Origin of the sequence: Pseudomonas sp. AF03-9, assembly GCF_020515815.1 — a bacterium.
GTDB lineage: Bacteria > Pseudomonadota > Gammaproteobacteria > Pseudomonadales > Pseudomonadaceae > Aquipseudomonas.
Window position 1 is genome coordinate 89,783 of sequence record NZ_JAHPJF010000009.1, and the last position, 26,469, is coordinate 116,251.

Consider the following 26,469-nt stretch of genomic DNA (forward strand, 5'->3'; position numbering starts at 1 on the left):
CACCGCGAGAGGTCATGTTCACTTTGCAAAGACCTCCAGCAGTCGGGGCGCAATTCTATCCAGTGGGCGAATTTCAACAGCAGCATCAATCGCCGCCGCCGCTTTGGGCATGCCATACACCGCACAGCTCTGCTGATCCTGGGCGATGGTCAAATATCCTTGTTCACGCATGAGTTTGAGACCCTGGGCACCGTCCCGGCCCATGCCGGTCAGCAATACACCGACCGCGTCGCCGTTCCAGTGGCTGGCAACGCTCTCGAAGAACACATCGATGGACGGCCGGTAAATCTCGTTCACCGGCTCGGCGGTGTAGGCCAGGGTGCCGTTTTTCAACAGGCGGATATGGTGGTTGGTGCCGGCCAGCAACACCACGCCACTTTGCGGCGGCTCGCCTTCGCGGGCCAGGCGCACCGGCAGGCCCGAGGCGCTGCTCAACCATTCGGCCATGCCGGCGGCGAACACCTGGTCCACATGCTGCACCAGTACGATGGCCGCGGAAAAGTCCCGGGGCAAGCCCTTGAGCAGGATTTCCAGGGCAGCCGGCCCACCCGCTGACGAACCAATCGCCACCAGGCTCTCGCGTTTGCCGGGGCTGCGCGGGGCTGTGGTCTCGGCGCGCACGCGGCTGCCGCGCTGGCCGATCAGCCAGCCGATATTGAGGATCTTGCGCAGCAACGGCGCCGCCGCGTCCTTGGGATTGCCCACGCCGAGCGCCGGCGTATCGACCACATCCAGGGCGCCATGGCCCATGGCTTCGAACACGCGGCTGACGTTGGCCTGGCGGTCCACGGTGACAATCACGATGGCGCATGGGGTCTCGGCCATGATCTGGCGCGTCGCCTCCACGCCGTCCATGACCGGCATGATCAGGTCCATCAGGATCAGGTCCGGGGTTACTTCAGCGCAGCGCTGCACCGCTTCCAGGCCATTGCTGGCCACCCACACCACCTGATGCGCAGGCTCGAAACTCAGGGCACGGCGCAAGGCCTCCACGGCCAGGGGCATGTCATTGACGATCCCAATCCTCATGCCCGCGCCCCTCCAATCAGCTCGACTACGGCGTCGAGCAGGGCGTCGTCATGGAAACTGGCCTTGGCCAAATAATAGTCGGCGCCGGCATCGAGGCCACGCCGTCGGTCTTCTTCGCGATCCTTGTACGACACCACCATCACCGGCAGCGATTGCAGGCGACTATCACGACGCAACAATGTGACCAATTCAATACCGTCCATGCGAGGCATATCAATATCAGTGATCAACAGGTCGAACTCTTCCGAACGCAGGGCATTCCAACCATCCATGCCATCCACCGCCACGGCGACTTCATACCCACGGTTCAACAGCAATTTGCGTTGCAGCTCACGTACGGTGAGCGAGTCGTCCACCACCAGCACACGCTTGCGCGGCGCTTCGGTGGCCTGCTGGCTGCGCCGGGCGATACGCTCCAGGCGGCCGGTATTGAGCAACTTGTCCACCGAGCGCAGCATGTCTTCGACATCGACGATCAGCACCACCGAGCCATCATCGAGCAAGGCGCCGGCGGAAATATCCTGGACCTTGCCCAGGCGATCATCCAGCGGCAACACCACCAGGGTGCGTTCGCCGATAAAGCGCTCCACGGCAATCCCGTACACCGCATCGCGCTCGCGGATCACCACGACCTTCAACGTATCCGCCGGATTCTGCCCCGCAGGGCGCTGCAACAGCTGGCTGGCGGCGACCAGGCCGACATGGCGGCCCTCGTGCCAGAAGTGCTGGCGGCCTTCCAGTTGCACGATGTCCTCGGGCGCCAGGTCGCACATGCGTTCGATATGCGCCAGTGGGAACGCATAGGCTTCCTCGCCGACTTCCACCACCAGGCTGCGCACCACCGACAGGGTCAGCGGTACCTCAAGATGGAAACGACTGCCCTGCCCCGCCGTTTGCTCCAGCTCCACCGCACCGCGCAGTTGGCGCACCATGTGCTGCACCGCATCGAGGCCGACGCCACGCCCGGACACTTCGGTGACCTTGTCGCGCAGGCTGAACCCCGGCAGGAACAGGAACGTCAGCAATTCCTCTTCGCTCAGGCGCAGGGCGGTTTCCAGCGGCGACAAATGCCGATCGACGATGGTGCCGCGCAAGCGCTCCAGGTCGACACCGGCGCCGTCGTCGCTCAGTTCAAGCACCAGCAACCCGGCCTGGTGCGAGGCGCGCAGGCGGATCAAGCCTTCCGCCGGCTTGCCCGCCAGCAGGCGTTGTTCGGGCATTTCGATGCCGTGGTCGACGGCGTTGCGCAATAAATGGGTCAGCGGCGCTTCGAGCTTTTCCAGTACGTCGCGGTCGACCTGGGTCTTTTCACCCTCGATCTCCAGGCGCACTTGCTTGCCCAGGCTGCGGCCGAGGTCGCGGACCATACGCACCTGGCCCGCCAGCACGTCGGCAAACGGGCGCATGCGACAGGCCAGTGCGGTGTCGTAGAGCACCTGGGCGCGCTGCCCGGCCTGCCAGCCGAACTCATCCAGCTCGGCGGTTTTTTCCGCCAGCAGGGCCTGGGCTTCGCTCAGCAGGCGGCGAGTGTCGGCCAGGGCTTCCTGGGCTTCGAGGTTCAGGCCCAGGGTCTTGAGCTGGCCATCCAGGGTGTCCAGGGCGCGCACGCTCTGGCTTTGGATACGCTTGAGGCGCTGCATGCTGGACAGATAAGGCTTGAGCCGCTGGGTTTCCACCAGGGACTTACTCGACAGGTCGAGCAGGCTGTTCAAGCGTTCGGCGGTCACGCGCAATACACGCTCGCCGCCTTCGATCATGCGTCGATTGTGACGCGGCAGCTCAGCGCTCATGGGCGGCGCGGGCTCGGGCTCGACGGGCAGCTCTTCGACAACCGCAGCCGCCAAGGGCTCTGGCGCAGGCGGTGCTGGCGGCGGCGAGGCCTTGACGGGCGCCTGGGACGGATCGATCAAGCGCTCCATCAATGTCACATACGCTTCAATGTCCGCCGGGCCCACGGTGTTGCCCGGAGTGGCGATGCGCATCAGCAGGTCGGTGCCTTGCAGCAAGGCGTCGATGTGTTCGGGTTGCAGGTACAGGCGGCTTTCCTGGGCGCTGACCAGGCAGTCTTCCATCACGTGGGACACGCTGACCCCGGCGTCCACCCCGACAATCCGCGCCGCGCCCTTGAGCGAATGGGCGGCGCGCATGCAGGCTTCGAGCTGGTCGGCCTGGGTCGGGTTGCGTTCCAGGGCCAGCAGGCCCGCGCTCAATACCTGGGTCTGGGCATCGGCTTCCAGGCTGAACAGTTCCAGCAGCGACGCGTCGCGCATCTGGTCGGGGGTCATGTGAGGCTCCGGGTCACGGCAGACAACAATTGCGCCTCGTCCAGCCACCGCAGGCTACGGCCTTTCCACTGCAACACACCCTGGGTGTAACGCGCGCTGGCCTGGGTGCCGGAGGCCGACGCCGCCTTCAAAGTGCGCTCATCGATGGCATGAATGCCGTCGACTTCATCCACCGGCACCACCACCGGGCCGTCCTGCGCGGCGATGATCAACATGCGCGGCATGATCCGCCCGCCGCTCGCGCCATTACCGGTGGCATCCAGGCCGAGCAGTTCCACCAGCGACAGGCACGCCACCAGCGCACCGCGCACATTCGCCACGCCGAGCAGCGCACGCGAGCGTTGGTGCGGCAGGGAGTGGATCGGTTGCAACGGGGCGACTTCCACCAGGCAGCGGGTGGCGATGCCCAGCCATTCCTCGCCGAGGCGGAACATCAGCAGCGAGCGGGTGACCACCTCTTCGCCGACTTCGACGGCCGCCCGTGGGCGATGATCGTCCTGCTGCAACGCGTAACGGTCGAGCAAGCGCGTGGCCGCCGCGGAATACACCGCGCAGTTGCGGCAATGGATATGGTCCACCAGCAGCGGGCAGGATTTGTCGCCATGGATACCGATACGGTTCCAGCAATCGTCGATGGCTTGGGTGTCGGCCAGGGTCAGATCCAGGCCGGCGGTATCGAGCGCTTCGGTGTTACTCATCGTTTGGACTCACTCTCAGCTCGCTCGCTACGCGCGGCACGCGCCTGCAAACGGCGCGCCCCCGCACTGTCGCCCTGGGACTCAAGCAACGCGGCCAGGTGCATCAGCGCCTGCGGGTGCTGCGGTTCCAGGTACAAGGCCTTGCGGTAAAACCCCTGGGCTTGCAGGGCACTGCCGGCCACATCGCTGAGCAGGCCCAGCCAGTAGAACACCTGGGCGGCCGGCGGGTGATTGCTCAAATAGCGCTCGCACGCGGCGCGGGCCTCGGCGCTTTTGCCTTCGTTGGCCAGGGTGGCGATCTGGCTGAGCAAATCGCCCGCATCGGACGGCGACGTCTTGATCGGCACCACCTGGGCACTGACCGTGCTGAACGGGCGCGGCTTGACCGGCTGCGAAGCTGCCGTGCGCAGCGGTGGCGGCGCTGGAATCGGCGCGAACACCGGTTCGGGCTTGAGCGGTTCGGCATGTCGACTGAACGCAAAGGACTGCGGCACACCAATCGACTTCATGCCGTGACGCCCCAGCAGGCTACCTTCGGCGGGGCCGATGAACAGCACCCCGTCGACGTGGGTCAGCTCCTTGAGCACATCGAAGACTTGCTTCTGGGTCGGCTGGTCGAAGTAGATCAGCAGGTTGCGGCAGAACACAAAATCGTAGCTCGCCTCATTCGCCAGCAGCGTCGGGTCGAGCAGGTTGCCGACTTGCAGGCGCACCTGCTCACGCACGCGCTCGCGGATATGAAAGCCGTCGGCGGACTCGTTGAAGTGCCGGTCACGAAAGCCTATATCGGCACCCCGAAACGAATTCTTGCCATACACCCCGCGTCGCGCGCGCTCCACCGACAGCGGGCTGACGTCCAGGCCGAGCACCTTGAACTGGTGCGGTGCAAGGCCGGCATCAAGCAAGGCCATGGCAATCGAATAGGGTTCTTCGCCGGTGGAACACGGCAGGCTGAGGATACGCAAGGCGCGCATCTGCTTGATCTCGGCCAGGCGCGCCTTGGCCAGGCGGGCCAGGGTGGCAAAGGATTCGGGGTAACGGAAAAACCAGGTTTCGGGGACGATCACCGCTTCGATCAGCGCCTGCTGCTCATCATGGGAGCGTTGCAGGTGCTGCCAGTAATCATCCGCCGTCTGCGCCTGCACAGCCTGGCTGCGTTGGCGCACGGCGCGCTCGATGATCGCTTCGCCGACGGACGCGACGTCCAGGCCGATGCGTTCCTTGAGGAAGTTGAACACCCTTTGGTCGCTGCTCATAGGCTCGACTCGGCAGAGAACAGCAAGGCGCGCACGTCGTCGGTCAGCAGGTCGTCGACGCCAATCCACTGCATCAGGCCCTGGGGATCTTCCCGCACCGGCCCGAGGTACGGCGCCTGGTGATTGTCCAGGCCATAGGGCTGGAACTCAGCGGGATCGCAGCGCAAGGTGCCGGTGGCTTGCTCCAGGATCAACCCCAGCCAGCGCGGCGCAACCTCGGGCACGGGCTGGTAATTGACCAGCACCAGCCGCGTGCTGGTACGGGCCTGGGCCGCGCAGCCAAAGGTCAACGCACTCAGGTCGATCACCGGCACCAACGCACCACGATGGGCAAAGATCCCGGCAACCCACGCCGGCGCATGGGCGATGGGTTTGAGCGGCAGACGCGGCAGCACCTCGGCCACTTCCGTGGCCTTGAGGGCGTAGCGTTCGCTGCCGATGTGGAACACCAGGAACAACGCCTTTTTCGCTGCCGGGACGGCGCCGCGTTTAGCCGCGAGGTCGCTCATCAGACTTTGAAACGCGACACGCCGCTGCGCAGACCCACCGCAACCTGGCTCAGTTCATCAATGGCAAAGCTGGCCTGGCGCAGGGACTCGACGGTCTGGCTGCTGGCATCTCCCAACTGCACCAGCGCGTGGTTGATCTGCTCGGCGCCGGTGGCCTGGGCCTGCATGCCTTCGTTGACCATCAACACCCGCGGCGCCAAGGCCTGTACCTGGTGGATGATCTGCGACAGCTGCTCGCCGACTTGCTGCACTTCAAACATGCCGCGACGCACTTCTTCGGAGAATTTGTCCATGCCCATCACCCCGGCGGACACCGCCGACTGGATCTCGCGCACCATCTGCTCGATGTCGTAGGTGGCCACGGCGGTCTGGTCGGCCAGGCGCCGCACTTCGGTGGCGACCACGGCAAACCCGCGCCCGTATTCACCGGCCTTCTCGGCCTCGATGGCAGCGTTGAGGGATAGCAGGTTGGTCTGGTCGGCGACCTTGACGATGGTCACCACCACTTGGTTGATGTTGCCGGCCTTCTCATTGAGGATCGCCAGCTTGGCGTTGACCAGATCGGCGGCGCCCATGACCGAGTGCATGGTTTCTTCCATGCGCGCCAGGCCTTGCTGGCCGGAACCGGCGGCCACCGAAGCCTGGTCGGCGGCGGTGGAAACTTCGGTCATGGTGCGGACCAGGTCCTTGGAAGTGGCCGCGATCTCACGGGAAGTGGCGCCGATCTCGGTGGTGGTCGCCGCGGTTTCAGTGGCGGTGGCCTGTTGCTGCTTGGACGTGGCGGCAATCTCGGTGACCGAGGTCGTGACCTGTACCGACGAGCGTTGGGCCTGGGAAACCAGGGCCGTGAGTTCGGTCATCATGTCGTTGAAGCCGGTTTCGACGGCGTTGAATTCGTCCTTGCGCTCCAGGTTCAGGCGCTTGCTCAGGTCGCCGTCGCGCATGGTGCCGAGGATTTCGACGATGCGCTGCATCGGCGCCATGATCGCGCGCATCAGCAACAGACCGCACAGGCCGGCGGCCAGGATCGCCACGACGAGGGACAGGAACATGCTGATTTTCGCCGCCGATACCGCGTCATCGATGGCATTGGTCGCACGGTCGGCGACGTCTTTGTTTTGGGTGATGATGTCGTTGAGCTTCATGCGGCCTGCGGTCCAGGTCGGCGTGAGCTGGGCATCGAACTCTTTGCGGGCGCCCACCTGGTCACCGCGCTGCAGGCTGTCGAGCACTGTGGCCAGGCTCTTGTTATAGGCCTGGTGCAGGGCTTCGAATCTGTCGAACTCGACCCGATCTTCAGTGGTGGCGATGGTTTTTTCGTAATTGCGCAGTTCCTGCAAGACGCGCCCTTCATAGGACTTGAACTCGGCCCGGTCGGCGTCGCTCAGCTGCTTGTCGGCGCGCAGGCCAAGCAATTCCAGGGTTTGCAGGTAACTGTCGACCCAGGCGCTGCGGATCATCGAACTGAGATAGACCCCCGGCACCGCGTCGTCACGCACCGCGACTTCGCTGGTTTCGATCTTGAGCAACCGTGAATAAGAGACCACAACCATTAACAGCATGATGGCGATAATGACCGCAAAACTTGCCAAGATCCGTTGGCGCAGGGTCCAGTTCTTCACAGTAATTCCTCGAAGGGCCATTCAAATGGAGGGGAGTATAGCTGAGCAGAAGCCCTCATTAATCAACGGGTTTTGCTGGAATGCTCACATAATCCAAAAACTACCCGGGCAATCAATAACGGCGGGGGCCGCCCTCCCTCGGAACAAAGCCTGACGCGGAAAAAAATGTGGGAGCGGGCTTGCTCGCGAAGGCGGTGGATCAGTCAGCACATTCAGTGACTGAAACAGCGCATTCGCGAGCAAGCCCGCTCCCACAGTTTAATCGGTGTTTTGCAGGGAGTTATTGGCTCAGGCGCACCTGTTTTTCCAGCTCGGCCTTCAAGCCAGGCTCTAGCTTGAGCTGACGGGCCAATTCATCCAGATAGGCCTTTTCCATAAAGTTTTCCTCGTCCACCAGCATCACGCTGGCGATATACATCTCGGCAGCCATCTCAGGGGTGCCTGCGGCACGGGCCACGTCGGCCGGGTCCAGGGGTTTGTTGAGCTCGGCGTGCAGCCAGCCCTGCAGCTCGCGGTCGTTGTCCAGCTTGGTGAACTCGCCTTCGATCAGCGCGCGCTCGCGCTCATCGACGTGGCCATCGGCCTTGGCCGCCGCCACCAGTGCCTTGAGGATGGCCTGGCTGTGCTGCTCGATCTGGGCCGGGGGCAGGCGGTCGACGGTCTGTGGCTCGCCCTTTGGCGCATTGGCCTGTTGCGCCTGCCAGTTGCCATAGGCTTTGTAGGCAATCACACCCAATGCAGCCAGGCCGCCGTAGGTCAGGGCCTTGCCGCCGAACTTGCGCGCCTTTTTATTGCCCAGCAACAGGCCCATGGCGCCCGCCGCCAGGGCGCCGCCGCCCGCACCGCCCAACAGGCTGCCCAGACCTGCGCCGCCGAGCAGGCCGCCCAATGCGCCCTTTTCGTCTGATTTACGCTGCCCACCGGCCTTGTTTTGCAGCATGTCCTGGCCAGACTTGAGCAGTTGATCGAGCAATCCACGGGTATTCATTCGTAGCCTCCAGACACTGGGTTCGTAGGACCAATAGGCCACCAGCGTAAAACTAAGTGCCAAAAACCCCCGATCTAGAGTGCTTCCAGATGTAACGCGGCTACCCTTCGCTAAAACCGATATACACTCGGGTAAATCTATAAAAACACCCCACTGGTAATTCCAGCATGATGACCTTGCGTCAAATCCGGCACTTTATCGCCGTGGCCGAGACCGGCTCGATCTCGGCCGCCGCACAGACCGCGTTTATTTCCCAATCGACCCTGACCCTCGCTATCCAGCAACTGGAGCAGGAAATCGGCGTCAACCTGTTCAATCGCCACGCCAAGGGCATGACCCTGACTCACCAGGGCCATCAATTCCTGCGCCAGGCCCACCTGATCCTCGCAACCGTCGATAACGCCAAGCGCAGCCTGCAACAGAGTACCGACCAGGTGGCCGGGCAGTTGATCATCGGCGTGACCAGCCTGGTGGCCGGCTATTACCTGGCGGACCTGCTCACACGTTTCCAGCGTGCCTACCCCAACGTGGAAATCCGCGTGATGGAGGACGAGCGCCCATATATCGAACATTTGCTGGTCAGCGGTGAAATCGACGTGGGCGTGCTGATCCTCTCCAACCTCGAAGACCGCCACGCCCTGCAGACCGAAGTGCTGACCCACTCGCCGCACCGCCTATGGCTGCCGGCGCAGCACCCCCTGCTGGAACACGACAGCATCAACCTCGCCGACGTAGCGCGCGAACCGCTGATCCAACTGAACGTCGACGAAATGGGCCACAACGCCCAGCGCCTGTGGACCAGCGCCGGCCTGCAGCCGCGGGTAACCCTGCGCACGGCCTCCACCGAGGCCGTGCGCAGCCTGGTGGCCGCGGGCCTGGGCGTGTCGATCCAGCCGGACATGACCTACCGCCCCTGGTCACTGGAGGGCGACATCATCGAAGCGCGGCCGATTGCCGACCTCAGCCAGACCCTCGATGTGGGCCTGGCCTGGCGCCGTGGCACCGCACGCCCGGCGCTGGTGGACCCGTTCCTGACGGTCGCCCGCGAACAGCCGCACCCACGCAAGCCATCTATTTAATCGAATGCTGCATTCAGTATTTAGTATTTGTTGACCTCGTGCCTGACCTCTAGTCTCTGTACATCCATAAGAGAAAGGTCAGGCCCTCGTAAGAGAACGCCCATGGCCACACAAGAAAAGAGATCGCGAAAAATGTCCGGCGCGCCCACCCCGCTGCTCACTGCGTTGCTGATCGACGGCGAACTGGTCCAGGGCCAGGGCTTTGTCGAACCGATCCTCAACCCGGCCACCGGCGAAGTGCTCACCCAGATCGCCGAGGCCAGCACCGAGCAGGTCGAAAGCGCGATCCTCGCGGCCCACCGCGCCTTTGCCGGTTGGTCGCGCACCACGCCGCAACAACGTTCGAACATTTTGCTCGGCATTGCCGATGCCATCGAGAAACAAGCCGACTACCTGGCCCGCCTGGAATCCCTGAACTGCGGCAAGCCCTTGCACCTGGCGCGCCAGGATGACTTGAGCGCCACCATCGATGTGTTCCGCTTCTTTGCCGGTGCCGTGCGTTGCCAGACCGGCCAGCTCAGCGGCGAGTACCTGCCGGGCTACACCAGCATGGTGCGCCGCGACCCGATCGGCGTTGTCGCGTCGATTGCACCGTGGAACTACCCGCTGATGATGGCCGCGTGGAAAATCGCCCCGGCCCTGGCCGCCGGCAATACCCTGGTGTTCAAGCCGTCGGAACACACGCCGCTGTCGATCCTGGCCCTGGCCCCAGCCCTCGGCCAATGGCTGCCACGCGGGGTGATCAACATTGTGTGTGGCGGTGGTGAAGGCGTCGGGAGCCATTTGGTCAGCCACGCCAAAGTCCGCATGGTCTCGCTGACCGGCGACATCGTCACCGGGCAGAAAATCCTGCAAGCCGCGTCAAAAACCCTGAAACGCACGCACCTGGAATTGGGTGGCAAGGCCCCGGTGATCGTATGCAACGACGCCGACCTGCAAGCCGTGGTCGAGGGCGTGCGCGCCTATGGTTACTACAATGCCGGCCAGGACTGCACCGCCGCCTGCCGCATCTACGCCCAGGCCGGGATCCACGACAAACTGGTCGCCGAACTGGGCGCCGCGGTCAGCAGCCTGCGCTTCGCCGGCAAGCGCGACGCCGACAACGAACTCGGCCCGCTGATCAGCACACGCCAGCGCGATCGCGTGGCCAGTTTTGTCGAGCGCGCCCTGGGTCAACCGCACATCGAGCGTGTAACCGGTGCCGCCGTGCATTCCGGCGCGGGTTTCTATTACCAGCCGACCTTGCTTGCCGGCTGTAAACAAAGTGATGAAATCGTGCAGCGTGAAGTGTTCGGCCCGGTGGTCACCGTGACCCGCTTCGAAGAACTGGAACAGGCGGTGGACTGGGCCAACGACTCCGAATACGGCCTGGCCTCCTCGGTCTGGACCCAGAACCTGGACAAGGCCATGCAGGTGGCGGCGCGCCTGCAATACGGCTGCACCTGGATCAACAGCCATTTCATGCTGGTCAGCGAAATGCCCCACGGCGGCTTGAAGCGTTCGGGGTATGGCAAGGATCTGTCCAGCGATTCGCTACAGGACTACAGCGTGGTGCGCCACATCATGGCGCGCCACGGCCAGCATCTTTAAAACAACAACTAAGCTCATGCGTCACCGGCTGCAAAAAACTGCCCCGACCATAATTAAAGAAGAGGGAACCCCCATGTCCGCGCACAAGACCGCACTGCTCAGTGCCCTGGCCACCGCGCTGCTGGCCAGCGCCAGCCTGCAGGCCGCCGAACCGCTCAAGGCCGTAGGCGCTGGTGAAGGCCAGCTGGATATAGTCGCCTGGCCCGGCTATATCGAGCGTGGCGAAAGCGACAAGGCCTACGACTGGGTCACAGGCTTCGAGAAGGAAACCGGCTGCAAGGTCAACGTGAAAACCGCTGCCACTTCTGACGAAATGGTCAGCCTGATGGCCAAGGGCGGCTACGACCTGGTCACCGCCTCGGGCGATGCGTCGCTGCGTCTGATCGTTGGCAAGCGCGTTCAGCCGATCAACACCGCGTTGATTCCCAATTGGAAGAACATCGACCCGCGCCTCAAGGATGCGCCGTGGTATGTGGTCGGCCAGCAAACCTTTGGCACCCCGTACCAGTGGGGCCCGAACGTGTTGATGTACAACACAAACGTATTCAAGACCGCGCCCACCAGTTGGAACGTGTTGTTCGACGCGCAGAACCTGCCGGACGGCAAGCCGAACAAGGGGCGCGTGCAGGCCTATGACGGCCCGATCTACATCGCCGACGCGGCGCTGTACCTCAAGTCGACCAAGCCCGAACTGGGCATCCAGAACCCCTACGAGCTGACCGAACCCCAGTACAAGGCCGTGCTCGACCTGTTGCGCGCCCAGCAACCGTTGATCCACCGCTACTGGCACGACACCACCGTGCAAATGAGTGACTTCAAGAACGAAGGCGTGGTGGCCTCCAGCGCCTGGCCGTACCAGGTCAACGGCCTGCAAAACGAGAAACAGCCGATTGCCTCGACCATCCCCAAGGAAGGCGCCACCGGCTGGGCCGACACCACCATGTTGCACAGCGAGGCCAAGCACCCGAACTGCGCCTACAAGTGGATGGATTGGTCGTTGCAACCGAAGGTGCAGGGTGATGTGGCGGCCTGGTTCGGCTCGCTGCCGGCTGTACCTGCAGCGTGTAAGGAAAGTGAACTGCTCGGCGCCGAAGGCTGCAAGACCAATGGCTTCGATCAGTTCGACAAGATCGCCTTCTGGAAAACTCCGCAGGCTGAAGGCGGCAAGTTCGTGCCGTATAGCCGCTGGACCCAGGACTACATTGCGATCATGGGCGGCCGCTAAGCCCTCCAGATAACACAGGACCCATGTGGAACGGGCTTGTGTGGGAGCGGGCTTGCTCGCGAATGCGGTGTGTCAGCCAACCCATCCATAACTGACCCACCGCATTCGCGAGTAAGCCCGCTCCCACATTTGGACCGAGCCAGATTCAGTACCGCATTGATATTTCAGAAGTCCAGGCCGGGCCGCTGCGACGACCCGTGTCTTTTTGGAGCACCGCACCATGACACTTGCAGTCCAATTCACCCACGTTTCCCGTCAGTTCGGCGAAGTGAAGGCCGTTGACCGGGTTTCCATCGACATCCAGGACGGCGAGTTCTTTTCCATGCTCGGCCCTTCCGGCTCGGGCAAGACCACCTGCCTGCGCCTGATCGCCGGGTTCGAGCAACCGAGCGCAGGCTCGATCCGCATCCATGGCGAGGAGGCCGCCGGCTTGCCGCCGTATCAGCGCGACGTGAACACCGTGTTCCAGGATTACGCGCTGTTCCCCCATATGAATGTGCGCGACAACGTGGCCTATGGTCTCAAGGTCAAGGGCGTGGGCAAGACCGAGCGCCTGAACCGTGCCGAGGAAGCCTTGGGCATGGTCGCCCTCGGCGGTTATGGCGAGCGCAAGCCGGTGCAACTGTCCGGCGGCCAGCGCCAACGCGTGGCCCTGGCCCGTGCACTGGTCAATCGCCCACGGGTATTGCTGCTCGATGAACCACTGGGCGCCCTCGACCTCAAGCTGCGCGAGCAGATGCAAAGCGAGCTGAAGAAACTGCAACGCCAGCTCGGCATCACCTTTATCTTCGTGACCCACGACCAGACCGAAGCGCTGTCGATGTCCGACCGTGTGGCGGTGTTCAACAAAGGCCGCATCGAACAGGTCGACACCCCACGCAACCTCTACATGAAGCCGGCCACGGCGTTTGTCGCGGAGTTCGTCGGCACCTCCAATGTGATTCGCGGCGAACTGGCCCAACGCATCAGCGGCAACGCCCAACCCTTTTCGATCCGCCCGGAACACGTACGTTTTGCCGAAGGCCCGCTGGGTGCCGGTGAGGTGGAGATCAGCGGTTTGCTGCATGACATCCAGTATCAGGGCAGCGCCACCCGCTACGAGCTGAAACTCGAAAACGGCCAAGCCTTGAATATCAGCCAGGCCAACAACCAGTGGCTGGACATCAGCAGCGGCCATCAGGTCGGCCAGTCGATCACCGCGCGCTGGGCCCGTGAAGCCATGACGCCGCTGACCGAAACCGCAGGCGAGGTGTGAGATGAACCTGGCCCTGTCCCAACCGCCGATGCGCAGGTTTTCCAACCTGCTGTACCGCAAGCCCAATTTGTACCTGGCGATGCTGCTGATACCGCCGCTGATCTGGTTCGGCGCGATCTACCTCGGCTCGCTGCTGACCCTGCTCTGGCAAGGTTTCTACACCTTCGACGACTTCACCATGGCGGTCACGCCCGACCTGACCCTGGCCAACTTCGCCGCACTGTTCCAGCCATCGAACTTCGACATCATCCTGCGCACCTTGAGCATGGCGATCGTGGTGTCGATCGCCAGTGCCATCGTCGCCTTCCCGATTGCCTACTACATGGCGCGCTACACCACCGGCAAGACCAAGGCGTTTTTCTACATCGCGGTGATGATGCCGATGTGGGCCAGCTACATCGTCAAGGCGTATGCCTGGACCTTGCTGCTGGCCAAGGGCGGCGTGGCGCAGTGGTTCGTGCAGCACCTGGGGCTGGAGCCGCTGTTGCAGTTCGTGCTGGGCATTCCCGGCGTGGGTGGCAGCACTTTGAGCACCTCGCACCTGGGGCGCTTCATGGTGTTTGTCTACATCTGGCTGCCGTTCATGATCCTGCCGATCCAGGCCTCGCTGGAGCGCCTGCCGCCATCATTGCTGCAAGCCTCCGCCGACCTGGGCGCCAAGCCGCGCCAGACCTTTATGCAAGTGATTCTGCCGCTGTCGGTGCCGGGGATTGCCGCCGGTTCGATCTTCACGTTCTCGCTGACCCTCGGCGACTTCATCGTGCCGCAACTGGTGGGCCCGCCGGGCTACTTCGTCGGCGGCATGGTCTACGCCCAGCAAGGTGCCATTGGCAACATGCCCATGGCCGCGGCGTTCACCCTGGTGCCGATCGTGTTGATTGCGGTGTACCTGTCCATCGTCAAACGCCTGGGGGCCTTCGATGCACTCTGAAAAATCTTCCATCGGTCTGAAGATCGCCGCTTGGGGTGGCCTGGTTTTTCTCCATTTCCCGATCCTGATCATCTTCCTCTACGCCTTCAACACCGAAGAAGCGGCGTTCAGCTTTCCGCCCCAGGGTTTCACCCTGAAGTGGTTCAGCGTGGCCTTTGCCCGGCCGGACGTGCTGGAGGCGATCAAGCTGTCGCTGCAGATTGCCGCCATCGCCACCCTGATCGCCATGGTGCTCGGCACGCTGGCTTCAGCGGCGTTGTATCGCCGGGAGTTCTTCGGCAAGCAAGGCGTGTCGCTGATGCTGATCCTGCCGATTGCGCTGCCGGGGATCATCACCGGTATCGCCCTGCTGGCGACGTTCAAGACCCTGGGCATCGAGCCTGGGATGTTCACCATCATTGTCGGCCACGCGACCTTCTGCGTGGTGATCGTCTACAACAACGTCATCGCCCGCTTGCGCCGCACGTCCCACAGCCTGATCGAAGCGTCGATGGACCTCGGCGCCGACGGCTGGCAGACCTTCCGCTACATCATCATGCCCAACCTCGGCTCGGCGCTGCTGGCCGGCGGCATGCTCGCGTTTGCGCTGTCGTTTGACGAAATCATCGTCACCACCTTCACCGCCGGCCACGAACGCACCTTGCCGTTGTGGTTGCTCAACCAGTTGAGCCGGCCACGGGATGTGCCGGTGACCAACGTGGTGGCGATGCTGGTGATGCTGGTGACGATGTTCCCGATTCTGGGTGCCTATTACCTGACGCGCGGTGGTGAAAGCGTGGCGGGGAGTGGCGGTAAATAACTGACTGGAGGAATGCGCCCCCACATTTAGGGCCGGTTCTTTCAGGGAAATATGAATAGTTTTTGGAGGACAGAAGCATGCAAACCAAACTCTTGATCAACGGCCAACTGGTCGCAGGCGAAGGCCCGACCCAGGCCATCTTCAACCCGGCACTCGGCCGTGTGCTGGTGGAAATCAACGAAGCCAGTGAAGCCCAGGTCGACGCTGCCGTGCGTGCGGCCGATGCGGCTTTCGAAAGTTGGTCGCAAACTGCACCGAAGGATCGCTCGCTGCTGCTGCTGAAACTGGCGGACGCCATCGAAGCCCATGGCGAAGAACTGGCCAAGCTGGAATCGGACAACTGCGGCAAACCCTACAGCGCCACGCTGAACGATGAGATCCCGGCGATTGCCGACGTGTTCCGCTTCTTTGCCGGCGCCAGCCGTTGCATGAGCGGTTCGGCCGGTGGCGAATACCTGCCCGGCCACACCTCGATGATCCGCCGCGACCCGGTGGGCGTGATCGCCTCCATCGCACCGTGGAACTACCCGTTGATGATGGTCGCCTGGAAAATCGCCCCGGCCCTCGCCGCGGGTAATACCGTGGTGCTCAAGCCATCGGAACAAACCCCGCTGACCGCGTTGCGCATGGTCGAACTGGCCGCTGAAATTTTCCCTGCGGGCGTACTCAACCTGGTGTTTGGTCGTGGGCCAACGGTGGGAAGCCCGCTGGTGAGCCACCCGAAAGTACGCATGGTGTCACTGACCGGCTCCATCGCCACCGGCGCAAATATCATCGCCAGCACCGCCGACAGCGTGAAGCGCATGCACATGGAACTGGGCGGCAAGGCGCCGGTGATCATCTTCAACGATGCGGACATCGACGCCGCCGTGGAAGGCATTCGCACCTTCGGTTTCTACAACGCCGGACAGGATTGCACCGCCGCCTGCCGGATCTATGCGCAAGCGGACATCTACGACGCGTTTGTCGAGAAACTCGGCGCGGCGGTCGCCAGCATCAAGTACGGCTTGCAGGATGATCCGGCCACCGAACTGGGCCCGCTGATCACCGCGCAACACCGTGACCGCGTGGCCGGGTTTGTCGAGCGCGCGGTGGCGCAGCCGCATATCCGCCTGGTCACGGGCGGTAAAGCCGTGGAAGGCAACGGCTACTTCTTCGAACCGACCGTCTTGGCCGATGCCCAGCAAGATGACGAGATCGTGCGCCGCGAGGTGTTCGGGCCGGTGGTCTCGGTGACCAAATTCACCGACGAAGCCCAGGTGCTGGGCTGGGCCAACGATTCGGACTACGGCTTGGCCTCATCCGTATGGACCGCCGATGTAGGACGCGCCCACCGTTTGGCCGCACGTTTGCAGTACGGCTGCACCTGGGTGAATACCCACTTTATGCTGGTCAGCGAAATGCCCCATGGCGGTCAGAAACTGTCGGGCTATGGCAAGGACATGTCCATGTACGGGCTAGAGGACTACACCACTGTGCGGCATGTGATGTTCAAGCACTGACGCTTTTTCTCCTGTGGACGCCGGCTAGTGTGGGAGCGGGCTTGCTCGCGAAGGCGGTGTGTCAGCCAATATATGCCTAGCTGACCCACCGCTTTCGCGAGCAAGCCCGCTCCCACAAAAAGCCGAGCTCACCCAAGATCCCTCTCATAACAATAAAAACTCAGGTTATCCCCATGGACATCACCCGCCGCGACTTCCTCAACGGCGTCGCCATCACCCTTGCCGCCGGCATGACCCCGCTGCAAATCCTGCAAGCCGCGCCCGATGGCCGCTACTACCCACCCGCCCTCACCGGCCTGCGTGGTAGCCATGTCGGCTCGTTCGAAGTGGCGCACCAGATGGGCTGGGAAAAGAAGGCCTTCGACACCGACAAGCTGCCGATCACCGAGCGCTATGACCTGGTGGTGGTCGGCGGCGGCTTGAGCGGTTTGGCGGCGGCGTGGTTCTACCGCGAGAAGCACCCCAAGGCGAAGATCCTGATCCTGGAAAACCACGACGACTTCGGCGGCCATGCCAAGCGCAATGAGTTCCAGGCAGGCGGACGCATGATCATCGGTTACGGCGGCAGCGAGGCGTTCCAGTCGCCCAACCACCTGTACAGCAAAGAAGTGAACGGGTTGTTGAAAAAACTCGGGGTGAATATCAAGCGCTTCGAAACGGCGTTTGACCGTCAGTTCTACCCCGACCTGGGCCTGTCGCGCGGGGTGTTTTTCGACAAGGAAAACTTCGGCGAAGACAAACTGGTGACCGGCGACCCAACGCCGATGGTGGCCGACGATATTGCGCCGGACCGCTTGAATGCGCGCTCCATCGGCGATTTCATCAACGACTTCCCCCTGCCCCAGGCAGATCGCCAGGCGCTGATCGAATTACACACCGCCCCCAAGGATTACCTGCCAGGCAAGAGTGGCAAAGAAAAGGCCGACTACCTGGCCGCCACCAGTTACCGCGATTTCCTGCTCAAGAACGTCGGTTTGTCGCAAGCGGCAGTGAAATATTTCCAGAGCCGCACCAATGACTTCATGGCCCTGAGCATTGATGCCGTGGCGGCTGCTGATGCCTACAACGTGGGGTTCCCGGGTTTTGCCGGGATGAACCTGGCGCCGATCAGCGAAGAAGCGGCGGCAGAAATGGAAGAGCCCTACATCTACCACTTCCCCGATGGCAACGCGTCGGTGGCGCGCCTGCTGGTGCGCAGCCTGATCCCGGGCGTGGCGCCAGGGCACACCATGGACGATATCGTGCTGGCGCCGTTTGACTACGCCAGGCTCGACCAGCCAACATCCGCCGTGCGGCTGCGCCTGAACAGCACGGCAGTCAGCGTGCGCAACGTCGGTGATGGCGTGCATATCGGCTACAGCCGTGGCGGACAACTCGCACAGGTGCGGGGCAAGCGCTGCATCCTGGCCTGCTACAACATGATGATTCCGTACCTGCTCAAAGACCTGCCGGCCGCACAAGCCCATGCCCTGAGCCAGAACGTGAAATACCCGCTGGTGTACACCAAGGTGGTGATCCGCAACTGGCAGTCGTTCCAGAAGCTGGGGGTGCACGAGATTTACGCGGCGACCCAGCCTTACAGCCGGATCAAGCTGGACTACCCGGTGAGCATGGGCGGCTACGACCACCCGCGCGACCCGACGCAGCCGATCGGCCTGCACATGGTGTACGTGCCCACCAGCCCCAACAGCGGCATGAACGCCCGCGACCAGGCCCGCGCCGGTCGCGGCCGGTTGTACGGGCAGACGTTCGAACAACTGGAGGCGCAGTTGCGTGACCAGTTGCAACGCATGCTCGGCTCGGGTGGGTTCAACCACGAGACCGACATTCTGGCGATCACTGTCAATCGTTGGTCACATGGTTATGCGAGCTTCTCCAACAGCTTGTTCGATGACGCCGATGAGAGCGAAGCGTGGATGAAGCTGGCACGCAAGCCGGTGGGGCATGTGAGCATCGCCAACTCGGATGCGGCGTGGAGTGCGTATGCCCATGCGGCGATTGATGAGGCTTACAGAGCGGTGGGTGAAGTGAGCTGAAATGTGACCTGACGGCCAACGCAGAACCCAATGTGGGAGCGGGCTTGCTCGCGAAAGTGGTGTGTCAGTCAACACATGTGTGTCTGATGTACCGTCTTCGCGAGCAAGCCCGCTCCCACATTGGATCTTCATCATTCTTGAGTTGAGTGATCATCCAAGCCCCCGGAAATGTCTTGTCGCACTTGCAATGCCATCACCCCGCTATCAATCAATTTTCCTACACCTGCGAACCGCTTAAGCTATCCGGCGTCTGTTTATTGTCCGTTGCGTTTGGCCGAAGGCATGTCCGAACCGTAATTTCTGATCCGCTACGTGCCAGGAACGGCGCGGGATTTGCTCACGACAGGTTGTCTCTATGCACCGCAGGAATTTGCTCAAAGCGTCCATGGCCATTGCGGCTTACACCGGTTTGTCGGCCAGCGGCCTGCTGGCCGCCCAGGCCTGGGCCGGGAACCGTGCCGCCGATGGCAAGGCCGTGGCGTTCGATTTCGATACGCTCAAGACCCAGGCCAAGCAGCTCGCTGGAACCGCCTATAAAGACACCAAGCAGGTGCTGCCGCCGACCCTGGCGAGCATGACCCCGCAGAATTTCAACGCCATCGGCTACGACGGCAAGCATTCGCTGTGGAAGGAATTGAACGGCCAGTTGGACGTGCAGTTTTTCCACGTCGGCATGGGTTTCAAGACGCCGGTGCGCATGCACAGCGTCGACCCCAAGACCCGTGAGGCGCGCGAGGTGCATTTCCGCCCTTCGCTGTTCAACTACGAAAAAACCACGGTCGACACCAAGCAATTGACCGGCGACCTGGGTTTCTCAGGCTTCAAGCTGTTCAAGGCCCCGGAGCTGGATCGCCATGACGTGCTGTCCTTCCTCGGCGCCAGCTACTTCCGCGCGGTGGATTCCACCGGCCAGTACGGCCTTTCCGCACGCGGCCTGGCGATCGATACCTACGCGAAAAAGCGCGAAGAGTTCCCCGACTTCACCCAGTTCTGGTTCGAAACCCCGGACAAGGACGCCACCCGCTTCGTGGTCTACGCCCTGCTCGACTCACCAAGCGCCACCGGCGCCTACCGCTTCGACATCGACTGCCAGGCCAACCAGGTGGTTATGGCCATCGATGCCCACATCAATGCACGTACCACCATCGAACAACTGGGCATCGCACCGATGACCAGCATGTTCAGCTGTGGCACCCATGAGCGCCGCATGTGCGACACCATCCACCCGCAGATCCACGATTCGGATCGCCTGGCGATGTGGCGCGGCAATGGCGAGTGGATCTGCCGCCCGCTGAACAACCCGGCCAAACTGCAATTCAACGCGTTCGCCGACAAAGACCCGAAAGGCTTCGGCCTGGTGCAGACCGACCATGAGTTCGCCAGCTACCAGGACACCGTGGACTGGTACAGCAAGCGGCCGAGCCTGTGGGTCGAACCGACCACCGCGTGGGGCGAAGGCTCTATCGACCTGTTGGAAATTCCTACCACCGGCGAAACCCTGGATAACATCGTGGCCTTCTGGACCCCGAAAAAGCCCGTGGCCGCCGGCGACTCCCTCAACTACGGCTACAAGCTGTACTGGAGCGCCCTGCCCCCGGTGAGTACGCCGTTGGCCCAGGTCGACGCGACCCGTTCCGGCATGGGTGGCTTCACCGAGGGCTGGGCACCGGGCGAGCATTACCCGCCGGTGTGGGCGCGCCGTTTTGCCGTGGACTTCAAGGGCGGCGGCCTCGATCGCCTGCCACCGGGCACCGGGATCGAGCCGGTAGTGACCTGCTCCCACGGTGAGGTGAAGGATTTCAGCGTACTGGTGCTGGATAACATCAAGGGCTACCGCATCCTGTTCGACTGGTACCCGACCAGCGACAGTGTGGACCCGGTGGAACTGCGCCTGTTCATCCGCACCCAGGACCGCACCCTGAGTGAAACCTGGCTGTACCAGTACTTCCCACCGGCGCCGGAGCAGCGCAAGTACACCTGATCAACTGAGCTGTGGCGAGAGAGCCTGCTCCCTCGCCACACGTTGGATCTAAAAGCGCGACACACTTTTCATTGCCCCAATCAGATACCGCATCGCCACTTGATCGTTCTCGGTCAGGGCGCGGTACTGCGCCAGCAATTCGGCCTCATCCGAGCTCAACCTTCGACCCCGCAACGACACTCTGCGGGTCAGAAAAAACGCAACCGCACCCGCAACCCCATAGGACTTGGCCATGGACTACTACTCCTGATTTCAATCAACTGTTCCTGATGCCCATCACCTGCCTCCCGTGAAGCGCAATGCCTCAGTGAGCGAACCGACTGACTCCCTGGGCCAGAAATCAGACGTACCCTAAGCGTAGAAACGATCTCGCCAAGCGTGCGACTTTTTTAGAGTAATCACTTAAATAATTGGTTTTGAGCAAAAAGCTTGCAGATTTTTCCTACTCGCCATTTAATTGAGTGACCACTCAATTAATCAATGAGGCGAGCATGCGTACCGTCGATCCGCAACAACGTGAAAACAAACGCATGGCCCTGCTCGATGCCGCTTCGCGCTGTTTTGCCGAAGCCGGCTTTGTCGCCACGCGCACGGCCGACATCTGCACCGCCGCCGGGATGAGCGCCGGCAACCTGTTCCACTATTTCGCAAGTAAACACGAGCTGCTGTTGGCACTGGTGGCCCGCGAAGGCGAGCAGATCAAACAAGGCATGGCGCCCTTGGCTGCCGCCGCAGATCCGATGGCCGCACTGCTGGCGTTTGTGGACTACACCTGTGAATTGGCCTGCGACCGCCATTACGCGGGCCTGGCCTTGGAAATCTCGGCATTGGGCCACCGCGATGAGGCCGTCGCACACTTGATGAAGGCCAACGACCGCTACCTGCGCGAAGGCTTGGAGGCGCTGATCAAGGCCGCCGAGAACGCCGGGCAACTGCATACCTCGTTGACCGCGCCGGAGGCGGCCAGTTGGGTGGTTACCCTGATCGATGGCATGTTTGCCCGGGTGGCGGCCGATGCGGACTTCCACCCAGACCAACAGACTGACGTGCTGCGCGGCTTGGTGGTGCACCTGCTGCAAGGCCGTTGAACATGACGCCGACACGCCTGATACACGTCGACGCGTTGCGCGGTTTTGCGCTGCTGGGCATCCTGGTGGTGAACATTTGTGCATTTGCCGACCCTTACTACGCCTCGCCCCTCAGCAATCCCGACTACGCGAGTACGGCCGATCACTGGGTGCGCCTGGGGATTTCACTGCTGTTCGAAACCAAGTTCTACCTGCTGTTTTCCTTTCTGTTCGGCTACAGCTTTACCTTGCAGATGGCCGCCGCCGAACGCGCCGAGGCGGCGTTTGTACCGCGTATGGTGCGCCGGCAACTGGCGTTGCTGGCCCTGGGCGTCGCCCACGGCGCCCTGCTCTACTATGGTGAAATTCTGTCCACCTACGCATTGCTTGGCCTGGTGCTGCTGGCGGCGCGCAATCTGTCGCCGGCCACGGCATGTCGCTGGGGCGTCGGCCTGGTAACGGTTGCCTGTTCGGCATGGATGGCGCTCGGCGTGCTGCAAGCGCTGGCCGGCGACTTCAGCGCGACCTCGAGCAGTGAGGCCTCGACCAAACTCGCGGCATTCAGCGGCAGTGCCCTGGAGACCTTGCGCTTTCACAGTGCTCACCTGTGGCAGACCGTGCAGGCGTTATGGCTGCTGCAAGGGCCGAGCGCCCTGGCGATGTTCTTCTTCGGTTATGCCGCTGGGCGCAACCAGTTACTGGTCACACCTTATCGCTGGGAACCGCACCTGCGGCGCCTGCTGCTCATCACACTTGCCGTGGGCCTGCCGGGTGCGCTGATCTATGCCGTGAGCGCCGCCTATGCACCCGGCGGCGGCCTCGAAACCTTCGCCTTTGGCCTCGGCCAACTCACCGCACCGCTGTTGAGCGCGGCCTATGCGATGTCGATGCTGGCACTGTTCAGCACTGCCGCCGGCGCCCGCTTATGCCAGTGGTTGGCGCCCATGGGCAAGATGGCCCTGAGTAACTACCTGCTGCAATCGGCGCTGTTGGGGGTGCTGTTCAGCGGTTATGGCGCAGGCTTGATCAACCGGCTCGAACCGCTGCTGATGCTGCCCATGGTGCTGGGGATCTTTGCCTTGCAACGGTGGTGCAGCGCACGCTGGCTGCGCAGTCATCCCTACGGGCCGTTGGAATGGTTGCTGCGGGCGGCCACCTTGTGGGCGTGGCCAAGCTGGCGGCGCAGCCTGTAAAAAACCCACCTGTTGCGGTGGGTTTCGACTCGACACAAGGGGTCAGTCGCGCAGGTCCGACTCATGGATCGGCTGGTCCCGATGCGTCGCCCGTTGGTACTGCGCCGGCCAGATCGCCTTGCGCCCACCCAGGTCATCGTCGGCATGCAGCGGCCAGTACGGGTCGCGCAGCAACTCACGGGCGAGGAAGATGATGTCGGCCTGACAGGTGCGCAGGATGTGCTCAGCCTGGGCCGGTTCGGTGATCATGCCAACGGTGCCGGTGGCGATCCCCGATTCCTTGCGCACCCGCTCGGCGAAGCGCGTCTGGTAGCCGGGGCCGGTAGGAATCTCGGCATTGGCGGCGGTACCACCGGACGAGACGTCGATCAAATCCACGCCGAGGTCCTTGAGGCGGCGCGCCAATTCCACGGTTTCGTCAGGGTTCCAGCCGTCTTCGACCCAGTCGGTGGCCGATACTCGCACAAACAGCGGCAGTTCTTGCGGCCAGACGTCGCGCACCGCTTGGGTTACCTGCAAGACCAGGCGGATGCGGTTTTCAAACGATCCGCCGTACAGATCCTGTCGCTGGTTGCTGATCGGCGAGAGAAATTGATGCAGCAGGTAACCATGGGCGGCATGGATTTCCACCACTTCAAAACCTGCGGTCAAGGCACGCTTGGCGGCGGCGACAAAGTCGGCGATCACCTGCTGGATCTGCGCTTCATCGAGTTGCCTGGGTTGGGTGTGCTGAGGGTCGAAGGCAATCGGCGATGGCCCCACCGGCACCCAGCCGCCGTCCTCCGGCTTGACGCTGCCATGCTTGCCGATCCACGGCCGATGGGTGCTGGCCTTGCGCCCGGCGTGGGCCAGTTGAATCCCGGCCACCGCGCCCTGGGCCGCGATAAAACGGGTGATGCGTTGCAATGGTTCGATCTGTGCGTCATTCCACAGGCCCAGGTCCTGGGCGGTGATACGGCCGTCGGCGGTCACGGCGGTGGCTTCGGTGAAGATCAGGCCGGCGCCACCCACGGCACGACTGCCGAGGTGCACCAGGTGCCAGTCATTGGCCAAGCCGTCATCGGACGAATACTGGCACATCGGCGACACCGCGATGCGGTTGAGCAGGGTCAATTGGCGTAGGGTATAGGGTTCGAGCAGCTGACTCATGGCGCACCTCTTCTGGGTTCTATGGGCACTGTTCAACAGTGTTTAGAGCCTAGTCGACAACGGTGGTTTGCACAGGGTTCAGAACATCAAGCGGGGGCCGATTGCCGGCCCCCGTGCTGCAAAAACCTACATTTCGACCTGGGTGCCCAGCTCGATCACGCGGTTTACCGGGAGTTTGAAGAAGCGCAGGTTGCCGTTGGCATTCTTCAACATGAAGGCGAACAGACTTTCGCGCCAGCGCGCCATGCCTTCGATCTTCGACGCGATCACGGTCTCGCGGCTGAGGAAGTAGGTGGTGCGCATCGGGCTGAAGTCCAGGTTATCCAGGTGGCACAGTTTCAGCGCCTCAGGCACATCCGGCTCATCGGTAAAACCGAAATGCAGGATCACGCGGAAGAAGCCGTCGCCAAACGAATCCACCTCGAAGCGCCGCTCCACCGGCACCCGGGGAATATCTTCATACACCACTGTCAGCAGCACCACTTGCTCATGCAGCACCTGGTTATGCAGCAGGTTGTGCAACAGCGCGTGGGGCACGGCGTCCGGGCGGGCGGTGAGGAACACCGCGGTGCCCTGCACGCGATGGGGCGGCTGCACGCGGATGCTGCTGATAAAGATCGGCAACGGCAGGCCGCCTTCGTCGAGGCGGTCCACCAGCAATTGCTTGCCGCGCTTCCAGGTGGTCATCAGGATGAACAGCACGATCCCCGCCAGCACCGGGAAGGCGCCGCCCTGGATGATCTTCGGTACGTTGGCAGCAAAGTACAGGCCGTCGACCAACAGGCAGCAGACCAATACCGGCACCGCCAGGATCGGCGGCCATTTCCACAGCAGCAGCATCACCGCCGATACCAGGATGGTGGTCATCAACATGGTGCCGGTCACCGCCACGCCGTAGGCCGAAGCCAGTGCGTTGGAGGACTCGAAGCCCAGCACCAGCAAAATCACGCCGACCATCAGCGACCAGTTCACCGCACCGATGTAGATCTGGCCCTGCTCGGCACTGGAGGTGTGCTGGATATGCATGCGCGGGATGTAGCCCAACTGGATCGCCTGGCGCGTCAGCGAGAACGCACCGGAGATAACCGCCTGGGACGCAATCACCGTGGCCAGGGTGGACAGCACCACCAGCGGGATCAACGCCCAGCTCGGCGCCAGCAGATAGAACGGGTTGCGCGCGGCTTCCGGGTCGCCCAGCAGCATCGCGCCCTGGCCAAAATAGTTGAGCACCAGCGCCGGCAGCACCAGCATGAACCAGGCACGGGCGATGGGTTTACGGCCAAAGTGGCCCATGTCGGCATACAGCGCTTCGGCGCCGGTCAGTGCCAGCACCACCGCGCCGAGGATCGCCACGCCGATGCCGGGATGGGCCTGGAAGAAGCGCACGGCCCAGATCGGGTTCATGGCATTGAGCACCTCCGGGTGCAAGGTGATGCCATACACACCGAGACCGCCCAGCACCAGGAACCAGGTCACCATCACCGGCCCGAACAGCTTGCCGATGTGGTCGGTGCCGTGTTTCTGGATCAGGAACAGCGCCACCAGCACGACCAGGGCGATGGGCACGACCCATTTCTCCAGGCCGTCGAATGCCAGTTCCAGGCCTTCCACCGCCGACAACACGGAAATCGCCGGGGTGATCATGCTGTCGCCATAGAACAACGCCGCCCCGCAGAGGCCGCACACCACCAGGAAGCTGCGCAGCTTCTTGCGCTCCCCCGCCGCCCGACGCGCCAAGGCAGTCAGCGCCATGATGCCGCCCTCGCCCTGGTTGTCGGCGCGCAGCACGAACAACATGTACTTGATCGATACCACCCAGATCAGCGACCAGAAGATCAGCGCCAGGATACCCAGCACACCGTCATGGTTGACCTGAACCCCATAACCACCGTTGAACACCTCTTTAAGGGTGTAGAGCGGGCTGGTCCCGATATCGCCATAAACCACCCCGACCGCTGCCACCAGCATGCCAATCGGCTTTGCAGTGGAATGCGCGGCGCCTGCCGCCGGACTACTTGCCTGACCCATCAACCACTCCTGCCCTTTGACCTGAGGTCTCTTATAAACAACGCTTCTAAGCTGACCCTAGCATGCGCTGTTTTACTTCTCGTAACAGACGTTTTATTGACCTTGGCGTTTTACCTATGGGCAACGGCGCGAAGCATAGCGCAGCACTCGTCGCATTTCCCTGCATAAAGCTGGTCAAGTGCGCTGCCCGTCGCTAGAATTGCGCACTTTTTGATCAGAGGCGCACCAAGCGCCCGTCTACCGCCTC

21 protein-coding genes are annotated in these 26,469 nt (G+C 62.6%); 11 read left to right on the forward strand and 10 right to left on the reverse strand.

The genetic code is table 11. From position 1 onward, the window contains the following. Positions 1–18 precede the first annotated feature (18 nt). The 7 genes from LIY36_RS13045 to LIY36_RS13075 all read right to left on the reverse strand — a co-directional run bounded on the left by LIY36_RS13045 (position 19) and on the right by LIY36_RS13075 (position 8,387). Positions 19–1,029, reverse strand: coding sequence for a chemotaxis response regulator protein-glutamate methylesterase (locus LIY36_RS13045; protein WP_226455895.1), 1,011 nt, complete (start codon positions 1,027–1,029; stop codon positions 19–21). Continuing rightward, positions 1,026–3,314 (reverse strand): hybrid sensor histidine kinase/response regulator, encoded by a 2,289-nt coding sequence (locus tag LIY36_RS13050; RefSeq protein WP_226455896.1) that lies wholly within the window; start codon positions 3,312–3,314, stop codon positions 1,026–1,028. Before LIY36_RS13050 ends, LIY36_RS13045 begins: the two co-directional genes overlap by 4 nt. Further along, positions 3,311–4,012, reverse strand: a complete 702-nt coding sequence (locus LIY36_RS13055) for a chemotaxis protein CheW (RefSeq protein WP_226455897.1) — start codon at positions 4,010–4,012, stop codon at positions 3,311–3,313. Before LIY36_RS13055 ends, LIY36_RS13050 begins: the two co-directional genes overlap by 4 nt. Next, positions 4,009–5,268 (reverse strand): CheR family methyltransferase, encoded by a 1,260-nt coding sequence (locus LIY36_RS13060; RefSeq protein WP_226455898.1) that lies wholly within the window; start codon positions 5,266–5,268, stop codon positions 4,009–4,011. Before LIY36_RS13060 ends, LIY36_RS13055 begins: the two co-directional genes overlap by 4 nt. Beyond that, positions 5,265–5,777, reverse strand: coding sequence for a chemotaxis protein CheW (locus tag LIY36_RS13065; protein ID WP_226455899.1), 513 nt, complete (start codon positions 5,775–5,777; stop codon positions 5,265–5,267). The genes LIY36_RS13060 and LIY36_RS13065 overlap by 4 nt, the downstream gene beginning before the upstream one ends. Continuing rightward, positions 5,777–7,399, reverse strand: coding sequence for a methyl-accepting chemotaxis protein (locus LIY36_RS13070; RefSeq protein ID WP_226455900.1), 1,623 nt, complete (start codon positions 7,397–7,399; stop codon positions 5,777–5,779). The genes LIY36_RS13065 and LIY36_RS13070 overlap by 1 nt, the downstream gene beginning before the upstream one ends. A gap of 280 nt (positions 7,400–7,679) precedes the next feature. After that, positions 7,680–8,387, reverse strand: a complete 708-nt coding sequence (locus LIY36_RS13075) for a tellurite resistance TerB family protein (protein ID WP_226455901.1) — start codon at positions 8,385–8,387, stop codon at positions 7,680–7,682. A gap of 167 nt (positions 8,388–8,554) precedes the next feature. On the opposite strand from LIY36_RS13075, the gene LIY36_RS13080 reads away from it, so the two are divergent. From LIY36_RS13080 to LIY36_RS13120, 9 genes are all read left to right on the forward strand, one after another. Further along, positions 8,555–9,466 (forward strand): LysR family transcriptional regulator, encoded by a 912-nt coding sequence (locus LIY36_RS13080; RefSeq protein ID WP_071488759.1) that lies wholly within the window; start codon positions 8,555–8,557, stop codon positions 9,464–9,466. A 132-nt stretch (positions 9,467–9,598) separates the two neighbouring features. Continuing rightward, entirely contained in the window at positions 9,599–11,056 is a 1,458-nt protein-coding gene (locus LIY36_RS13085) for a gamma-aminobutyraldehyde dehydrogenase (protein WP_226455902.1), read from the forward strand. Positions 11,057–11,129: 73 nt separating this feature from the next. Then, positions 11,130–12,281: a putative ABC transporter substrate-binding protein YdcS gene (gene ydcS / locus LIY36_RS13090; RefSeq protein ID WP_226455903.1), complete on the forward strand. Its 1,152-nt coding sequence runs from the start codon at positions 11,130–11,132 to the stop codon at positions 12,279–12,281. 220 nt (positions 12,282–12,501) lie between these two features. Then, the gene (locus LIY36_RS13095) at positions 12,502–13,536 is read left to right on the forward strand and encodes an ABC transporter ATP-binding protein (RefSeq protein ID WP_226455904.1); all 1,035 of its coding nucleotides are present in this window, start codon (positions 12,502–12,504) and stop codon (positions 13,534–13,536) included. Position 13,537: 1 nt separating this feature from the next. Beyond that, positions 13,538–14,467 carry an ABC transporter permease gene (locus tag LIY36_RS13100; RefSeq protein ID WP_192297264.1) on the forward strand — a complete coding sequence of 310 codons (930 nt, stop codon included), beginning with the start codon at positions 13,538–13,540 and terminating at the stop codon, positions 14,465–14,467. Further along, a complete protein-coding gene (locus LIY36_RS13105) occupies positions 14,457–15,266 on the forward strand; it encodes an ABC transporter permease (RefSeq protein ID WP_016977919.1) in 810 nt (269 codons plus the stop codon). Before LIY36_RS13100 ends, LIY36_RS13105 begins: the two co-directional genes overlap by 11 nt. Before the next feature lie 77 nt (positions 15,267–15,343). Continuing rightward, the gene (locus LIY36_RS13110) at positions 15,344–16,768 is read left to right on the forward strand and encodes a gamma-aminobutyraldehyde dehydrogenase (protein WP_226455905.1); all 1,425 of its coding nucleotides are present in this window, start codon (positions 15,344–15,346) and stop codon (positions 16,766–16,768) included. A 173-nt stretch (positions 16,769–16,941) separates the two neighbouring features. After that, positions 16,942–18,804 carry an NAD(P)-binding protein gene (locus LIY36_RS13115; protein WP_226455906.1) on the forward strand — a complete coding sequence of 621 codons (1,863 nt, stop codon included), beginning with the start codon at positions 16,942–16,944 and terminating at the stop codon, positions 18,802–18,804. Between the two features lie 355 nt (positions 18,805–19,159). After that, positions 19,160–20,785, forward strand: a complete 1,626-nt coding sequence (locus tag LIY36_RS13120; RefSeq protein WP_192297267.1) for a glucan biosynthesis protein D — start codon at positions 19,160–19,162, stop codon at positions 20,783–20,785. Positions 20,786–20,833: 48 nt separating this feature from the next. Here LIY36_RS13120 and LIY36_RS13125 read toward each other — a convergent pair whose 3' ends face one another. Continuing rightward, positions 20,834–21,019, reverse strand: coding sequence for a hypothetical protein (locus LIY36_RS13125; protein ID WP_105520645.1), 186 nt, complete (start codon positions 21,017–21,019; stop codon positions 20,834–20,836). A 257-nt stretch (positions 21,020–21,276) separates the two neighbouring features. Here LIY36_RS13125 and LIY36_RS13130 point away from each other — a divergent pair, with 257 nt between their 5' ends. Both LIY36_RS13130 and LIY36_RS13135 read left to right on the forward strand, forming a co-directional pair. Further along, positions 21,277–21,873: a TetR/AcrR family transcriptional regulator gene (locus LIY36_RS13130; protein WP_226455907.1), complete on the forward strand. Its 597-nt coding sequence runs from the start codon at positions 21,277–21,279 to the stop codon at positions 21,871–21,873. Between the two features lie 2 nt (positions 21,874–21,875). Then, complete coding sequence (locus tag LIY36_RS13135) at positions 21,876–23,045, forward strand: DUF418 domain-containing protein (RefSeq protein ID WP_226455908.1); 1,170 nt, start codon at positions 21,876–21,878, stop codon at positions 23,043–23,045. A 42-nt stretch (positions 23,046–23,087) separates the two neighbouring features. On the opposite strand, the gene LIY36_RS13140 is transcribed toward LIY36_RS13135, so the two are convergent. Further along, positions 23,088–24,194 (reverse strand): NADH:flavin oxidoreductase/NADH oxidase, encoded by a 1,107-nt coding sequence (locus LIY36_RS13140; protein WP_226455909.1) that lies wholly within the window; start codon positions 24,192–24,194, stop codon positions 23,088–23,090. 126 nt (positions 24,195–24,320) lie between these two features. Next, positions 24,321–26,222: a potassium transporter Kup gene (locus tag LIY36_RS13145; protein ID WP_192297271.1), complete on the reverse strand. Its 1,902-nt coding sequence runs from the start codon at positions 26,220–26,222 to the stop codon at positions 24,321–24,323. Positions 26,223–26,469: the final 247 nt, after the last annotated feature.

Coding starts and splice junctions, on each gene's coding strand:
- LIY36_RS13045 (WP_226455895.1), bottom strand. CDS start 1,029: ATGAGGATTGGGATCGTCAATGACATGCCCCTGGCCGTGGAGGCCTTG.
- LIY36_RS13050 (WP_226455896.1), bottom strand. CDS start 3,314: ATGACCCCCGACCAGATGCGCGACGCGTCGCTGCTGGAACTGTTCAGC.
- LIY36_RS13055 (WP_226455897.1), bottom strand. CDS start 4,012: ATGAGTAACACCGAAGCGCTCGATACCGCCGGCCTGGATCTGACCCTG.
- LIY36_RS13060 (WP_226455898.1), bottom strand. CDS start 5,268: ATGAGCAGCGACCAAAGGGTGTTCAACTTCCTCAAGGAACGCATCGGC.
- LIY36_RS13065 (WP_226455899.1), bottom strand. CDS start 5,777: ATGAGCGACCTCGCGGCTAAACGCGGCGCCGTCCCGGCAGCGAAAAAG.
- LIY36_RS13075 (WP_226455901.1), bottom strand. CDS start 8,387: ATGAATACCCGTGGATTGCTCGATCAACTGCTCAAGTCTGGCCAGGAC.
- LIY36_RS13080 (WP_071488759.1), top strand. CDS start 8,555: ATGATGACCTTGCGTCAAATCCGGCACTTTATCGCCGTGGCCGAGACC.
- LIY36_RS13085 (WP_226455902.1), top strand. CDS start 9,599: ATGTCCGGCGCGCCCACCCCGCTGCTCACTGCGTTGCTGATCGACGGC.
- ydcS (WP_226455903.1), top strand. CDS start 11,130: ATGTCCGCGCACAAGACCGCACTGCTCAGTGCCCTGGCCACCGCGCTG.
- LIY36_RS13095 (WP_226455904.1), top strand. CDS start 12,502: ATGACACTTGCAGTCCAATTCACCCACGTTTCCCGTCAGTTCGGCGAA.
- LIY36_RS13100 (WP_192297264.1), top strand. CDS start 13,538: ATGAACCTGGCCCTGTCCCAACCGCCGATGCGCAGGTTTTCCAACCTG.
- LIY36_RS13105 (WP_016977919.1), top strand. CDS start 14,457: ATGCACTCTGAAAAATCTTCCATCGGTCTGAAGATCGCCGCTTGGGGT.
- LIY36_RS13110 (WP_226455905.1), top strand. CDS start 15,344: ATGCAAACCAAACTCTTGATCAACGGCCAACTGGTCGCAGGCGAAGGC.
- LIY36_RS13115 (WP_226455906.1), top strand. CDS start 16,942: ATGGACATCACCCGCCGCGACTTCCTCAACGGCGTCGCCATCACCCTT.
- LIY36_RS13120 (WP_192297267.1), top strand. CDS start 19,160: ATGCACCGCAGGAATTTGCTCAAAGCGTCCATGGCCATTGCGGCTTAC.
- LIY36_RS13125 (WP_105520645.1), bottom strand. CDS start 21,019: ATGGCCAAGTCCTATGGGGTTGCGGGTGCGGTTGCGTTTTTTCTGACC.
- LIY36_RS13130 (WP_226455907.1), top strand. CDS start 21,277: ATGCGTACCGTCGATCCGCAACAACGTGAAAACAAACGCATGGCCCTG.
- LIY36_RS13135 (WP_226455908.1), top strand. CDS start 21,876: ATGACGCCGACACGCCTGATACACGTCGACGCGTTGCGCGGTTTTGCG.
- LIY36_RS13140 (WP_226455909.1), bottom strand. CDS start 24,194: ATGAGTCAGCTGCTCGAACCCTATACCCTACGCCAATTGACCCTGCTC.
- LIY36_RS13145 (WP_192297271.1), bottom strand. CDS start 26,222: ATGGGTCAGGCAAGTAGTCCGGCGGCAGGCGCCGCGCATTCCACTGCA.